The following is a 13,253-nucleotide window of genomic DNA, read 5'->3' as shown; positions in this document are numbered from 1 at the left end:
GCCGAGACCTGGGGGTTTCGTCCGTCTGGTTAGATGGGAGACGTGGCTGCACTCATGTGGCTCGTGGCGAGCGTCGTGCTCGCGGGGGCCGAAGCACTTGCGGGCGAACTGTTTCTGCTGATGTTGGCGGGCGGTGCGCTGACCGCCGCCGGTTTCAGCGCCGTGACCGACTTCCCGGTGTGGGTCGACGGGCTCGTGTTCGGTGCGTCGTCGCTGTTGCTGCTGGTCGCGGTGCGACCCGCGCTCAAGCGCCGGTTCGCGACACCGCCGCCGACGCAGACCGGAACGGCCGCGCTGCCGGGCAAGCAGGCACTCGTGCTCGAAGACGTTGCACAGCACTCGGGCCGGATCAAGCTCGACGGCGACGAGTGGACCGCACGTCCGCTCGACGTCACCGAGTCGTATCCCGAGGGCAGCACCGTGACTGTGATGGAGATCGACGGCGCGACCGCCGTCGTCTGGAGGGGACCGTAGGTCCGGGCGAGCGCCGCCGCGGACCGGAAAGAGAGAAGTGTGTAGATGGCCGCATTGATCGCACTCGTCGTGATCGTGTTGTTCGTGGTGGTTCTGGTCGCCAAGTCCGTCTCGCTCGTCCCGCAGGCCGATGCCGCGGTGATCGAACGGCTGGGCCGGTATCAGCGCACGGTGTCGGGGCAGCTGACGTTCCTCGTTCCGTTCATCGACCGGATCCGCGCCAAGGTGGATCTGCGTGAGCGTGTCGTGTCGTTCCCGCCGCAGCCGGTGATCACCGAGGACAACCTGACTCTGAACATCGACACCGTCGTCTACTTCCAGGTGACGAACCCGCAGGCCGCGGTGTACGAGATCAACAACTACATCGTGGGTGTCGAGCAGCTCACCACGACGACGCTGCGCAACGTCGTCGGTGGCATGACGCTCGAGCAGACCCTGACCTCGCGCGACTCGATCAACCGCCAGCTGCGCGGCGTCCTCGACGAGGCGACCGGCCGGTGGGGCCTGCGTGTCGCGCGAGTCGAACTCAAGAGCATCGATCCGCCGCCGTCGATCCAGGAGTCGATGGAGAAGCAGATGAAGGCGGACCGTGAGAAGCGCGCGATGATTCTCACGGCCGAGGGCAACCGCGAGTCGTCGATCAAGACGGCCGAGGGCGCCAAGCAGGCCGCGATCCTCGACGCCGAGGGCGCGAAGCAGGCCGCGATCCTCGGCGCCGAGGGCGAGCGTCAGGCGCGCATCCTGCGGGCGCAGGGTGACCGCGCGGCGCGCTACCTCGAGGCGCAGGGCGAGGCGAAGGCCATCGAGAAGACGTTCGCCGCGATCAAGGCGGGCAAGCCCACGCCCGAGGTTCTCGCGTACCAGTACCTGCAGACGCTGCCCGAGATGGCGCAGGGCGACGCGAACAAGATGTGGGTCGTGCCGAGCCAGTTCGGCGACGCGCTCGAGACGTTCGCCCGCAAGATGGGCAGCCCGGGCGACGACGGCGTCTTCCGGTTCGAGCCGCCCCCGCACGACGACACCGAATCGCGTCCCGCCGAGGACACCGAGGACGTCTCGGAGTGGTTCGAGACGAAGTCGGATCCGGCGATCATGGAGGCGCTGCGCAAGGCAGAGGTCGAGGCTCGCCGCCCGGTCGAGGACCCGAACCAGGCCGCAGTCCTGCGCCGCAAGGCCGCGGAATCGCGCGATTCGGGCGGTTCGGACGCCGCAGCGGAGCTGCAGGCCGGATCGGTGCCGCCGGTGCCGCCGACCGAGGACGGAGCGAACTGAACGATCGGGTACCGTCGCTGGGCGCACCTCGGGGTGCGCCCAGCGACGTGTCCGAAGCGTGGTCGCGCCGGCCAGGTCGCGGAATCGAAGTGCGAAGGTGAGCAGGGAAGCAGTGAGCGAAGCCGAGGAACCCGCGAAGGTGACGGTCGTCGTCCCGACGTACAACGAGCGCGACAATCTGCCGAAGCTGGTGGATCGGCTCGCCGAGCAGCAGGTGCCGAACCTGCACGTGCTCGTCGTCGACGACAACTCGCCCGACGGCACGGGTGACGTCGCGGAGAAGCTCGCCGTGGACGGCCCCGTCCCGGTGTCCGTGCTCCATCGCACCGAGAAGAACGGCCTCGGCCGCGCGTACGTCGAGGGGATGGCGCGGGCGCTCGCGGAGGGCGCGGACGTCGTCATCCAGATGGACGCCGATCTCTCGCATCCCGCCGAGGCGATCCCGCGGATGCTCGACGTGCTCGCGACGACCGACGCCGCCGTGGTGCTCGGGTCGCGCTACGTGCCGGGCGGTGCGACGGCGAGCGAGTGGCCGTGGCACCGGAAGGCGTTGTCGACGTTCGCGAATCGCTACGTCAACACGATCCTCGGGCTCGGGGTGCGTGACGCGACCGCCGGTTTCAAGGCGTGGCGCGGCGACACGCTGCGCGCGATCGACGTCGAGTCGGTCGGGTCGAACGGCTACTCGTTCCAGGTCGAGATGAACCATCGTGTCGTGCGCCGCGGACTGTCGATCGCCGAGGTGCCGATCCGGTTCGAGGAGCGCAGCGACGGCGTCTCGAAGATGAGTCTCGCGGTGCAGCTCGAGTCCGCAGTGGTTCCCTGGAAGCTCCGCTTCCGTAAGTGATGGTGCTGCAGCCGGTCAGGTCAGCATGACGCGGCCGATGGCGGCGGCGCCGAGCGACCACAGCACGCTCGTGAAGGTTCCGATGATGAACTGTTCGGAGGCCTGGGGTTCGCGGAGTTCGGGGTAGCGGGCGAGCCCCTTGACGGCGAGGACGATCGCGATGCCCTCGGGCCAGCCGGCGAGGACTGCGGCGGCGACCGCGGCGCGTTCGAGGACGCCGATGACCCGGCCACCGCGAAGCGGCCCGTCGTCGCCACGGCGAAGCGGCCCGTCGTCGCCACGGCGAAGCGGCCCGTCGTCGCCACGGCGAAGCGGCCCGTCGCTGCGGGGCCGATCTTCCGTGTCCCGGGCATCGTCGGTGCGGGTGGTGGTGCGCCGCGCGATGCGGAAGACGGCGAGGACCAGCGGGCCGCCCGCGGCGACGGCCGCGACCGCCGCGGCGACGACGACGAGCGCGAGCATCACACCGCGGGCGGGCGGTGCGGCGGCGGTCGTGATCGCGGCGACGGCGAGTGCGCCGAGCGCGAGCAGTGGCGGCACCACTCGCGGAGCCCTGGTGAGCTGCAGCGCGGGGGACAGGGCCGCGACGGCGAGCGCCACGACGACGAGTGCGATCATCGGTCGCTCCGTTCGAGCAGTCGGGCCGCGAGGGTGCGCCCGGGGGTCTCGAGTGCCCATCCTGCGGCGGCGAGTCGTTGCGACACGGCCTGTTTGGTGATGCCGAGGTGCGTCGCGGCTTCGGTCTGGTTGAGCCCGTCGCGGATGAGGGCGACGGCGCTGCGGCCGTCGGGGGAGCGGCGGTCGAGGATCGCTGCGACGAGTGCGAGCGCGGTGTCGGCGTCGTGTGCGCTCTCGGTGTCGGGTCCGGTGACGGCGGTGCGGGTGAGGGCGCGTTTGGCGCGCTCGACGGCGTCGCGCGCGGCCTCGAACGCCGGGCCGCGGCCGGCGCGGGTTTCGGCGGGCAGGGGGAGTTCGACGGGGCCCGCGCCGATGCCGACGGCCCAGTGGCCGTCGTCGACTGCGGTGAGAGCGACGTCGACGGCGACGGTGGCGTCCTCGACGACGCCCTGGATCTCGTCGCCCGCGGTGCGCTGGAATGCGCGGACGACCGGCATGTCGCGCAGCGTCGTCAGCAGGTCGGTGACACGATCGACGTCACGGCGGCTGCCGCGTTGATCGATCGTGAGGACGAACACGAGTCCAGGCTAGAAGGTGGACTTCTATAAATCAAGGCTTGAAGCTTGATTGCTTGATATCAACCTTGAGGGCTTGTCTTGCGCGGCGGGGTGATCTCGGTGTCGCTGCCGGGATCGGGCATGTGCGACGCCCGCCGCAGGTCGAACACGAGTCCCGACATGCCCACGATCACACACACCACCGAGATCGCCAGCAGCCCGGGATGGGTGCCGCCGGCGGCGGCGTCGCCGAGAATCACCACCGCGGCCGTCCCGGGGACGATGCCGACCAGGGTCGCGATCGTGTAGGGCAGCGCCCGCACCGACGACACTCCCGCGACGTAGTTCACGACGGCGAACGGCACGAACGCGATGAGCCGCAACGACGCGACGGCGAGCGCGCCGCGACGGACGAGGTGCGCGTCGACGCGGCGGACCGCGGGATGCGACAGGTGCTGCCACACCGCCTTGCGTCCGATCGCGCGCACCAGCAGCAGGGCGGCGACCGCGCTCAGCGTCGTTGCGACGATGGTGAGAGCGAGACCCAGCAGCGGGCCGAACAGCACCCCCGCGCTGAGCGTGAACACCGTTCGGGGGAACGGCAGGATGGTCACGAGGGCGTGGGCCACGACGAACAGCACGGGCAGCAGCGGACCCGCGTGATCGGCCCACTCCCGGATCGCGGCGACCGTCGGCATCGGCACGGTCAGGACGACGATCACGGCGACGACGAGAGCGCCCAGCGCCGCGAGGGCACGACGATCGCGGAGAATCCGGGAGACACGAGGCCGGGAGATGCGGGGAACGAGCCGTGCGAGACGGAACACGACTAGCGAGCCTACCCTGCGACGATCGCCGCGGACCCGCGCGTGCGGGCGAGGTTCCCCACACGTTCGACGAGGTCCTCGAAGAAGGCGACGGGGTCGGTCGCGGTCACGATGTCGGCGTTCGGTTCGCGTCCCCAGTGGCCGACCCAGTCCGCGACCGTCATACCCCGGGTGAGGCTGCCGGCGAGTTCGACGTCGACCGTCGCGGGCCGCATCGTCACGGGAACCCGGCCGAGCGCGAAGGCGGCTGCGAACGGGTCGTGCATGTGCGCGAGGTAGCCCTGATCGTGGGTGCGGTGGAAGTCCATGTAGAACCGGATCGCGTCCGACAGGTGACGCACGATCGGGTTCGAGGCGCGCGAGCGGACGGTGGGCGGATCGTCGGGGGAGAGCAGTTCCGGCGGTGCGCTTCCCGACCGGACGGCGAGCAGCCGCAGGTGCTCGGGCCGCATCTCGATGGTCTCGGTGACGTCGAGCCCGCAGATCACGGGCCGCCGTCCCGCGGGGAGGCCGGAGAACGCCGCGAACACCTCGGCCGCCGCTTCGGGGTCGACCGAGATGTTCCATTCGGCCGTGGGTGTCGTGTTGCCGGGGTGGCCGAAGGCGCCGCCCATGACGACGATGCGCTGCAGCAACTTCGGCAGTTCCGGTTCGGCGCGTACGGCGAGGGCCAGCGTCGTCAGCGGGCCGGTGACGAGACCGGTGACCTCGCCGGGGTGTGCCCGCGCCACGTCGATCCACAGTTGCGCACCGCTCTGCGGCGACGTCGTGCGCCGCGGTGGCGGCAGCACCGCGTGCCCGACGCCGTACGGGCCGTGGGTGTCCTCGGTGGTGCGGAGCGGGATGGTGAGAGGCGTCGCGGCGCCGAGTGCGACCTCGACGTCGTCGGCGCCGCAGAGGTCGAGCCACGCGAGGGTGTTCGTCGCGACCTGCGCCACGGGGACGTTGCCCGCGGTCGCGACGATGCCGCGTACCTCGGCTTCCGGCGAGGCGAGCAGGTACAGCAGGGCGAGCGAGTCGTCGATTCCGGTGTCGACGTCGACGAGCAGCGGCGTGCTCACGCGACCAGCACCGTCGGCTCGTGGTGGACGGGGAACGCGACCGACCGCGCGATGAAGCACTTCTCGTGCGCGTCGGCGTGGAGTGCACGCGCACGTTCGGCCACGGCCGCCTCGGTGACGGTCACGACCGGCCGCAGCGTCACGTCGTCGAACTGCCCGGCGCCGTCCGGCAGTTCGGTCATCGTGCCCGAGGGCTGGTCCCGGTATCCGACGACGACGATTCCCGCGCTCGCCGCGAGACCGAGATACCACAGCATGTGGCACTGGGACAGCGACGCGACGAGTAGTTCCTCGGGATTCCAGCGGGTCGGGTCGCCGCGAAACGCGGTGTCGGCGCTGCCCGGCAGGTCGGGTTTGCCCGTCGCCGACACGACGTGGTCGCGATCGTAGGCGGTGAGGGACGTCGTCCCGTCGCCCCTGTCTCCGGTCCACGTGACGGTGAGCGAGTACGAGTGCGTGCTCATCCCCTCACTGTGGCATCTCTGCGATCGCGTGTGCGGAGATCCCCGGTGTGTGCGGGCGCGACACCGGGATGCTCACTACGATGAGACGATGGTCACACGCCGTGCACGCCGAATCCTGCGGACCCGGGCCGGACGAATCGCTGCAGGAGTACTCGGCGCGGTGTCGGGGGTCCACCTGGCGGCGCAGCTCGCGTCGGCGACGACGGTCGCCGAGGCGTCGCAGTGGCTGCTCATGCCCGCGCTGGCGGCGATGGTCGCGGCCGAGACCGGAGGCCGCACCCGGCTCGTGCGGTGGATGCTCGCGGGGCTCGCGCTGTCGTGGCTCGGCGACGTCGCCCCCGATTTCGCGAGCGGCGACACCGCGTTCCTCACGATGATCGGGTTCTTCCTGCTCGCGCAGCTGGCCTACATCGCCGGGTTCACGCCGTATCGGCACGAGTCGGTGCTGCGCCGCGCCCCCGGCGTCGTCGCGGGATACGGCGCCGCGGTCGTCGCGCTCGTCGCCGGATGTGCCGCGGGCGCGGGCTCGCTGCTCGTCCCGGCGCTCGTGTACGGCGTGGTCCTCGCGACGATGGCGGTGCTCGCGACAGGTCTCGGCAGGGCCGGTGCCGTGGGCGGCGCGCTGTTCTTCGTCTCGGACGCGATGATCGCGCTCGACGCGTTCGCGGTGTGGTTCACCCCGCCCGCGACGGGGTTGTGGATCATGGCGACCTACATCGGCGCTCAGACGCTGCTGTCGGTCGCCGTGATCGAGCACTCGCGACGCTCCGCCGCACCGAGCAGCGTCGCGCAGCGCTGACCCAGCCTCTCCCGCAGGACGCTCGCGTCGCGCGCGAGCTCCTGTTGCCGCCGCACGTACTCCGCGCGGCCCGCGGGCTCCTCGATGCGCACCGGGTCGCGGCCGTACTCGCGCAGATCGTAGGGGCTCGCCGCCATGTCGAGTTCGCGCGTCGCAAGCGCATGCTCGAAGCAGTCCATCACGAGTTCGGAGTCGACCAGCGGCACGAGTTTGTACGCCCACTTGTAGAGGTCCATCCCGGCGTGCAGGCAGCCCGGCTGCTCCGAGGCGAGCTGGTCCTCGCGCACGAGCGTGCGCTCGTTGCGTGGCGCCGCGTCGGGAGTGAAGAAACGGAACGCGTCGAAATGCGTGCAGCGCAACGGCAGCGACTCGACGACGGCGTCGGTGTCGGCGCGCGAGAGGCGCAGCGGCACCTGCTCGTGACGGACGTCGGGATTCGTCCCGACGCCCGCGCGGTAGACCATCGCCCACTCGTGCAGCCCGAAGCACCCGAGCACGGCGGGACGTGACGCCGTCGCGGCGAGCAGATCGGCGACGAACCGCACGGCATCGAGCCGCTTGCGCAACGTCGCGTCGGTGACGGCGACCAGGCCGCCGCCGGCCCTCCCGTACCCGCTGCGCTCCGCGTACTCGTCGGCGTCGGCGAGGGCCACGCCGTGGCCGGGGTGCCACCGGCGCAACCGGCCCGGCGAGTTGCTGTAGTAGGTGAACAGGAAGTCCTCGATTGGGTGGCGGATTCCGGCGGCGCGCCGCGCCACGTGCGGCTCGGTGTATCGAGCGGCGCGGGCGTCGTGGGCGTCGCGTCGCGCCGTCCACTCCTCCCGGTCCAGCACGACGTGTGCCGCCGTCGCCTGTGCCGCCTCCCCGTCGGTCATCGGAGCGTCACCATCCCGTCGGCAGCGGCCGGCCCTCCGCGAATCCGGCGGCCGACTGGATGCCGACGATCGCCCGTTCGTGCAGTTCGGGGATCGTGCGGGCACCCGCGTAGGTGCACGTGCTGCGGACGCCGGAGCAGATGTGGTCGATGAGGTCCTCGACGCCGGGACGCTCGGGGTCGAGCCGCATCCGCGACGACGAGATGCCCTCCTCGAACAATCCCTTGCGGGCGCGGTCGAAGGCGGTGTCGGTGCTCGTCCTGGCGGCGACGGCGCGCTTGGACGCCATGCCGAAGCTCTCCTTGTACGCGGCGCCGGAGCGGTCGTGGAGCAGGTCGCCCGGTGACTCGTAGGTGCCGGCGAACCACGAGCCGATCATGACGTTCGACGCGCCCGCCGCCAGCGCGAGGGCGACGTCGCGCGGGTGACGCACGCCGCCGTCGGCCCACACGTGGGCGCCGAACGCGCGCGCCTCCTGTGCGCACTCGTACACCGCCGAGAACTGCGGCCGTCCGACACCGGTCATCATGCGGGTCGTGCACATCGCGCCGGGGCCCACGCCGACCTTGACGATGTCGGCGCCCGCGGCGACGAGATCGCGGGTGCCCGCTGCGGAGACCACGTTGCCCGCGACGAGCGGGACGCCGAGATCGAGTCCCCGCACGAGGGTGAGGGCGTCGATCATCTTCTGCTGGTGGCCGTGCGCGGTGTCGAGGACGAGGGTGTCGACGCCGGCGTCGACGAGTTCCTTCGCCTTCGCGGCGACGTCGCCGTTGACCCCGACCGCGGCCGCGACCCGCAGCCGCGACTGCGCGTCCACGGCGGGCCGGTACAGCTCGGCGCGCAGCGCGCCGGTGCGGGTGAGCACCCCCGCGAGGGCGCCGTCGTGATCGGTGAGGACGGCGACGTCCTCGTGGGCGGCGTCGAGCAGATCGAAGACGTCGCGCGGCGACGTGTCGACGCGGGCGGTGACGAAGTGGGTGATCATGACGGCGCGCAGCCGCGTGAACCGGTCGACGTCGGCGCACGCCGCCTCGGTGACGAGACCGACGGCGCGGCCGTCGTCGACGACCACGACGGCGCCGTGGGCACGCTTGGAGACGAGCGCGAGCGCGTCGGACACGGCGGCGTCGGGTCCGAGCACGACGGGGGAGTCGGCGACGAGGTGACGGCTCTTGACGAACGAGACGGTGTCGGCGACGGCGTCGCCCGGCAGATCCTGCGGGAGCACGACGAGTCCGCCGCGGCGCGCGACCGTTTCGGCCATGCGGCGGCCGGCGACGGCGGTCATGTTGGCGACGACGAGCGGAATGGTGGTGCCCGAGCCGTCGACGGTGGCGAGATCGACGTCGAAACGCGAGGTCACCTCGGTGTGCTGGGGGACCATGAACACGTCGTCGTAGGTCAGGTCGTGGGCGGGCGCGTGGCCGTCGAGGAATTGCACGTGTCCCTACGATACCGGGGCCGCCGGGGGTGTGCCGACGCTCACCTCCGCGCGGGCTCGTGAGAGGGCCACCGTCGCGACGATCATGACGACGATCGCGATCGCGACGACCACGGTGCCCGCCGTTCCGGTGTGCAGGTGCTCGCCGAGCACGGTCACGCCGAGGAAGACCGCGGCGAGGGGTTCGGCGATGGTGAGGGCGGGCAGCGACGCGGTGAGCGGCCCTGCGGCGAAAGCGCGCTGCTGCAGGTAGACCCCGGCCGCTCCGCACCCGACGAGCAGCCACGTCTGCCATCCGGTGAGCGCCGAGAACACGCCGTGCTCGAACTGGTCGACGACGTGCTTCGTCAGGGCCGCCGCGACGCCGTAGAGGGTGCCGCACGCGACGCCGAAGCCGAGTGCCCGCACACGGGGCGCGAGCGGGGCCAGGCCCGCGGCGCAGGCCGCGACGACCACGACGCCGACGACGGCGAGCGCGGGCGCCCACTGCGGAAAGCCCGGATCGCGTTGCTGTTCGGTCGGATCACCGACGACGAGGAACACCGCGAGCGCGACGGCGAGGGTGCCCGCGAGCAGCCACGCCGTCCGGCCGACGGGCGTGCGCGCGAACCACGCCGACAGCGGCAACGCGAACAGCAGGGAGGCGGTGAGCAGCGGCTGCACGACGAGAACCGACCCGAACGCGAGGGCGGCGGCCTGGAACAGATAGCCGCCGCCGTCACCGGCGAGACCCGCCCACCACCGCGGGCTGCGGATCAGCGTCCGCAGCAGGTTCGCTTCGCCCGACGCGGCCGCGGCGCTCGCCGCCTCGCGCTGCTGGGCGACCGAGGCGATCGCGAACAGCAGCGCGGCGACGACGGCGCACGCGACCGACAGCACGGCGGGGTCCGTCAGGCCCGGACTTCGCTGCGGTCGCCGCTCCAGAGCGTGTGGAACTTCGCGCCCGGCTCGGCGTCGACGCGCTCGTAGGTGTGGGCGCCGAAGTAGTCGCGCTGAGCCTGCGTCAGCGCTGCGGGGAGCCGGTCCGCGCGCAGTCCGTCGTAGTACGACAGCGACGACGCGAACGCGGGGACGGGGACGCCGAGTGTCGTCGCGACGGAGACCACCCGGCGCCAGCTGTCGATGCCGTCGGCGATCGCGTCGCGGAAGTAGGGCTCGACGACGAGCGTCGTCAGCTCCGGGTTCCGCTCGTAGGCCTCCTTGATGCGGTTGAGGAACCGCGCGCGGATGATGCAGCCACCGCGCCAGATCGTCGCCATGTCGCCGGGCGCGATGTTCCAGTCGTATTCGACGCTGCCCGCGCGGATCTGATCGAAGCCCTGCGCGTACGCGACGATCTTCGACGCGTAGAGCGCGCGCCGGATGTCCTCGGTGAACTGGTCGACGTCGGTCGGCGGCGCCGCGAGGGTGCCGGACTCGAGGCCCCGCGCCGCCGCGCGCTGCTCGCGATGACCCGACAGGGCCCGCGCGAACACGGCCTCGGCGATGCCGGTCACGGGGACACCGAGATCGAGCGCCGACTTCACCGTCCACCGGCCGGTGCCCTTCTGCTCGGCCGCATCGACGATGACGTCGACGAGCGGTGTGCCGGCGGCGTCCTTCTGGCGCAGAACTTCCGCGGTGATCTCGATGAGGTAGCTCTCGAGCTCGCCGCCGTTCCACTCCGCGAAGATGTCCGCGATGCGGTCGGTGCCGAGCCCGAGCGTGTTGCGCAGCAGGTTGTAGGCCTCGCCGATGAGCTGCATGTCGGCGTACTCGATGCCGTTGTGGACCATCTTGACGAAGTGGCCGGCACCGTTGGGTCCGACGTGGGTGCAGCACGGTGTGCCGTCGACGTGCGCCGAGATCTTCTCGAGCATCGGACCGAGCGACTCGTACGAGACGGCGGGTCCACCGGGCATGATCGACGGACCGTTGAGCGCGCCCTCCTCGCCGCCCGAGATTCCTGCACCGACGAAGTTGAGGCCGCGCTGGGCCATCGCCGCCTCGCGCCGCATCGTGTCGGTGTACAGGGCGTTGCCGCCGTCGATGATGATGTCGCCCTCGTCCATGACGGCCGCGAGCTCGTCGATCACCTGATCGGTGGCGTCGCCGGCCTTCACCATGATCAGGACGCGGCGCGGCTTCTCGAGGGCCCCGACGAACTCGGAGATCGATTCGGTGCGGACGAAATCGCCGTCGCCACCGTGCTGATCGAGCAGTGCATCGGTCTTGCCGATCGAGCGATTGTGCAGGGCGACGGTGTAGCCGTTGCGCGCGAAGTTGCGGGCGATGTTCGATCCCATGACGGCGAGACCGGTGACGCCGATCTGCGCGAGACGCTGCTGTCCGCCGTGATTCTGGGGTGTCTCGTTGCTCATTCCTACAGCTTTCCCTCTCGGAGTATGCCAGGTGAAACGTTGCCGAAAATGCCGCGTGCGGCGCGCCACGGCGTGCGGCGAGCCGCGAAACTCTCTCGGGGAGCATGGCACACGGCCACCGCGCGCTTCACGCGCGTGGTGGCCGGGGATTCGCGGGAGTGGGCGTCAGAGTCCGCCGGCGCGGAACAGCCGGCCGAGTTCGGTGAGCCACGGAACGGCGACGGCGATCGTGGGGACGACGAGGATCGCGGCCGATGCCGCGTACGCCGCGAGCGAGAGGGCACGGGTGTCGCGTTCGGCGCCCGCCAGTCGCTGGATGCGCAGCAGCGTGGTCGGTCCGCCCGCGGCCATCGCGCCGCGCGGCGCCGCCGCCGACGAGCACGTGACGAGGGCCCGCGCGAGGTGGGTGGGACCCGTCGCGCGGACGGCCTGATCGTCCGCGAGCATCTCGACGAGCATCTGGACGGCGCCGAGCGCGGAGCGGCTGCGGACGAAGCGGGGGAAGGCGTCGTTCACGGCGGTGAACGCCTCGAGGACGAGATCGTGGCGGGCACGCAGATGGGAGCGCTCGTGAGTGAGGATCGCGCGCAGTTCGTCGTGCGAGAGGTTCGCGAGCGTGCCCTGGCTGAGGACGACGCGCTGCCGGAGCCCCGGCAGGCAGTAGGCGATGGGATCGGCGAGATCGAGCACCCGCAGATCCGGCGTGTGGGCGAGTACCTCGGCCGCGTGGGTGTGATCGGTGATCTCGCTCGTGTCGCAGCGATCGAGGATGTCGACGAGGGTGCGGTGGCGGGCGCGGCGGCGGCGCGTGCGCACCCCGACGCGGACGATCGAGAACATCAGCCGCGCACCGATGAGCAGGGTCAGCGCGAAGACGGTGACGTAGGTGATCCACAGGGGGAGGCCGAGTGCGTCGATCTCGGCGAGCGGCGCTGTGGTCGGGCGGCCGTCGGGACCGGGAACGAGGAGCTGGCTGGCGATCGCGAGCCCGGCGCTGAACGCGGAGAGCACGGCGGCCAGTGCGACGGCCTGCCACAACACGAGGGCCGCCCGCGGTGTGCGGTGCGGCCAGGACGCGCGTGCCAGCAGCGCGGGAACGGGGCCGGCGAGCAGCAGCGCGAGCAGTCCGAAGACCAACGCAGTCGTGTTCATGGCACCCCCATCATGCACGAGCGTCCCGCTGTGGCGACGAGACGGTCGGGCCGAGTGGACGAGTAGGTCAGCTCACGCGTCGAGACGGATCGCCGTCGGGCACGGCACGGATCGAGGGCCGCGACGTTTCGCGGGTCTCGAGGGCCGCGAGCGCCTCGCGCAGGGCCGCGGCCTCGTCGGCACCGACCTGCTCGACGAAGTGGACGAGGGCCGCCTGCCGCGAGCCCGAACGGTCCGCCTGCTGCAGTGCGTCGACCATGAGACTCGCGACGAGTTCCTCGCGGCGGTGCACGGGGAGGTACCGGTGCGCGCGGTCGTCGCGACGCTGGACGACGAGGTCCTTCTTCGCGAGTCGCTGCAGCACCGTCATGACGGTCGTGTACGCGAGTTCGCGGCGCGCCGAGAGTGCCTCGTGCACCTGCCGCACCGTCTGGGGCTCCGAGGACTCCCAGAGATGGTCCATCACCGCACGTTCGAGTTCGCCTAGTCCAGCCATGCAGCGA

Annotated in this window: 15 protein-coding genes; 4 read left to right on the top strand and 11 right to left on the bottom strand. The window is 71.3% G+C overall.

What is annotated here, in order from left to right; genetic code table 11:
• The first annotated feature begins 42 nt into the window (after window positions 1–42).
• The 3 genes from RR1_RS03125 (at window position 43) to RR1_RS03115 (ending at window position 2,593) form a co-directional block, all read left to right on the top strand.
• A complete protein-coding gene (locus tag RR1_RS03125) occupies window positions 43–474 on the top strand; it encodes an NfeD family protein (protein WP_040774750.1) in 432 nt (143 codons plus the stop codon).
• Window positions 475–519: 45 nt separating this feature from the next.
• Complete coding sequence (locus RR1_RS03120) at window positions 520–1,746, top strand: SPFH domain-containing protein (protein ID WP_010839673.1); 1,227 nt, start codon at window positions 520–522, stop codon at window positions 1,744–1,746.
• Between the two features lie 112 nt (window positions 1,747–1,858).
• The gene (locus RR1_RS03115) at window positions 1,859–2,593 is read left to right on the top strand and encodes a polyprenol monophosphomannose synthase (protein ID WP_040774751.1); all 735 of its coding nucleotides are present in this window, start codon (window positions 1,859–1,861) and stop codon (window positions 2,591–2,593) included.
• 15 nt (window positions 2,594–2,608) lie between these two features.
• Here RR1_RS03115 and RR1_RS03110 read toward each other — a convergent pair whose 3' ends face one another.
• From RR1_RS03110 to RR1_RS03090, 5 genes are read right to left on the bottom strand one after another with little or no spacing between them, the layout of a single operon-like run.
• Entirely contained in the window at window positions 2,609–3,211 is a 603-nt protein-coding gene (locus RR1_RS03110; RefSeq protein ID WP_010839675.1) for a hypothetical protein, read from the bottom strand.
• Window positions 3,208–3,789 carry a hypothetical protein gene (locus RR1_RS03105; protein WP_010839676.1) on the bottom strand — a complete coding sequence of 194 codons (582 nt, stop codon included), beginning with the start codon at window positions 3,787–3,789 and terminating at the stop codon, window positions 3,208–3,210. The genes RR1_RS03110 and RR1_RS03105 overlap by 4 nt, the downstream gene beginning before the upstream one ends.
• Before the next feature lie 59 nt (window positions 3,790–3,848).
• Window positions 3,849–4,595, bottom strand: coding sequence for a TVP38/TMEM64 family protein (locus tag RR1_RS03100; protein WP_010839677.1), 747 nt, complete (start codon window positions 4,593–4,595; stop codon window positions 3,849–3,851).
• An 11-nt stretch (window positions 4,596–4,606) separates the two neighbouring features.
• A complete protein-coding gene (locus tag RR1_RS03095; RefSeq protein ID WP_010839678.1) occupies window positions 4,607–5,656 on the bottom strand; it encodes a nucleoside hydrolase in 1,050 nt (349 codons plus the stop codon).
• On the bottom strand, window positions 5,653–6,120 hold the full coding sequence (locus RR1_RS03090; RefSeq protein ID WP_010839679.1) for an OsmC family protein: 468 nt from the start codon (window positions 6,118–6,120) through the stop codon (window positions 5,653–5,655). Before RR1_RS03090 ends, RR1_RS03095 begins: the two co-directional genes overlap by 4 nt.
• 88 nt (window positions 6,121–6,208) lie before the next feature.
• Here RR1_RS03090 and RR1_RS03085 point away from each other — a divergent pair, with 88 nt between their 5' ends.
• Window positions 6,209–6,919, top strand: coding sequence for a lysoplasmalogenase (locus tag RR1_RS03085; protein ID WP_051111288.1), 711 nt, complete (start codon window positions 6,209–6,211; stop codon window positions 6,917–6,919).
• Here the strand turns inward: RR1_RS03085 and RR1_RS03080 are convergent.
• The 6 genes from RR1_RS03080 to RR1_RS03055 all read right to left on the bottom strand — a co-directional run bounded on the left by RR1_RS03080 (window position 6,844) and on the right by RR1_RS03055 (window position 13,246).
• A complete protein-coding gene (locus RR1_RS03080) occupies window positions 6,844–7,794 on the bottom strand; it encodes a hypothetical protein (RefSeq protein WP_010839681.1) in 951 nt (316 codons plus the stop codon). The genes RR1_RS03085 and RR1_RS03080 overlap by 76 nt on opposite strands.
• A gap of 7 nt (window positions 7,795–7,801) precedes the next feature.
• Window positions 7,802–9,238: a GuaB1 family IMP dehydrogenase-related protein gene (locus RR1_RS03075; RefSeq protein WP_010839682.1), complete on the bottom strand. Its 1,437-nt coding sequence runs from the start codon at window positions 9,236–9,238 to the stop codon at window positions 7,802–7,804.
• A 6-nt stretch (window positions 9,239–9,244) separates the two neighbouring features.
• On the bottom strand, window positions 9,245–10,117 hold the full coding sequence (locus RR1_RS03070) for a DMT family transporter (protein WP_010839683.1): 873 nt from the start codon (window positions 10,115–10,117) through the stop codon (window positions 9,245–9,247).
• An 11-nt stretch (window positions 10,118–10,128) separates the two neighbouring features.
• Window positions 10,129–11,598: an NADP-dependent phosphogluconate dehydrogenase gene (gene gnd / locus RR1_RS03065; RefSeq protein ID WP_010839684.1), complete on the bottom strand. Its 1,470-nt coding sequence runs from the start codon at window positions 11,596–11,598 to the stop codon at window positions 10,129–10,131.
• Between the two features lie 165 nt (window positions 11,599–11,763).
• Window positions 11,764–12,750: a M56 family metallopeptidase gene (locus RR1_RS03060; RefSeq protein ID WP_010839685.1), complete on the bottom strand. Its 987-nt coding sequence runs from the start codon at window positions 12,748–12,750 to the stop codon at window positions 11,764–11,766.
• 67 nt (window positions 12,751–12,817) lie between these two features.
• Entirely contained in the window at window positions 12,818–13,246 is a 429-nt protein-coding gene (locus RR1_RS03055) for a BlaI/MecI/CopY family transcriptional regulator (protein WP_010839686.1), read from the bottom strand.
• Between the last annotated feature and the right edge of the window lie 7 nt (window positions 13,247–13,253).

Origin of the sequence: Rhodococcus rhodnii NBRC 100604, assembly GCF_001894925.1 — a bacterium.
Classification (GTDB): Bacteria; Actinomycetota; Actinomycetes; order Mycobacteriales; family Mycobacteriaceae; genus Rhodococcus_F; species Rhodococcus_F rhodnii.
Note: the sequence above shows the minus strand (reverse complement) of the source record. Positions and strands in the feature narration are given on the sequence as shown.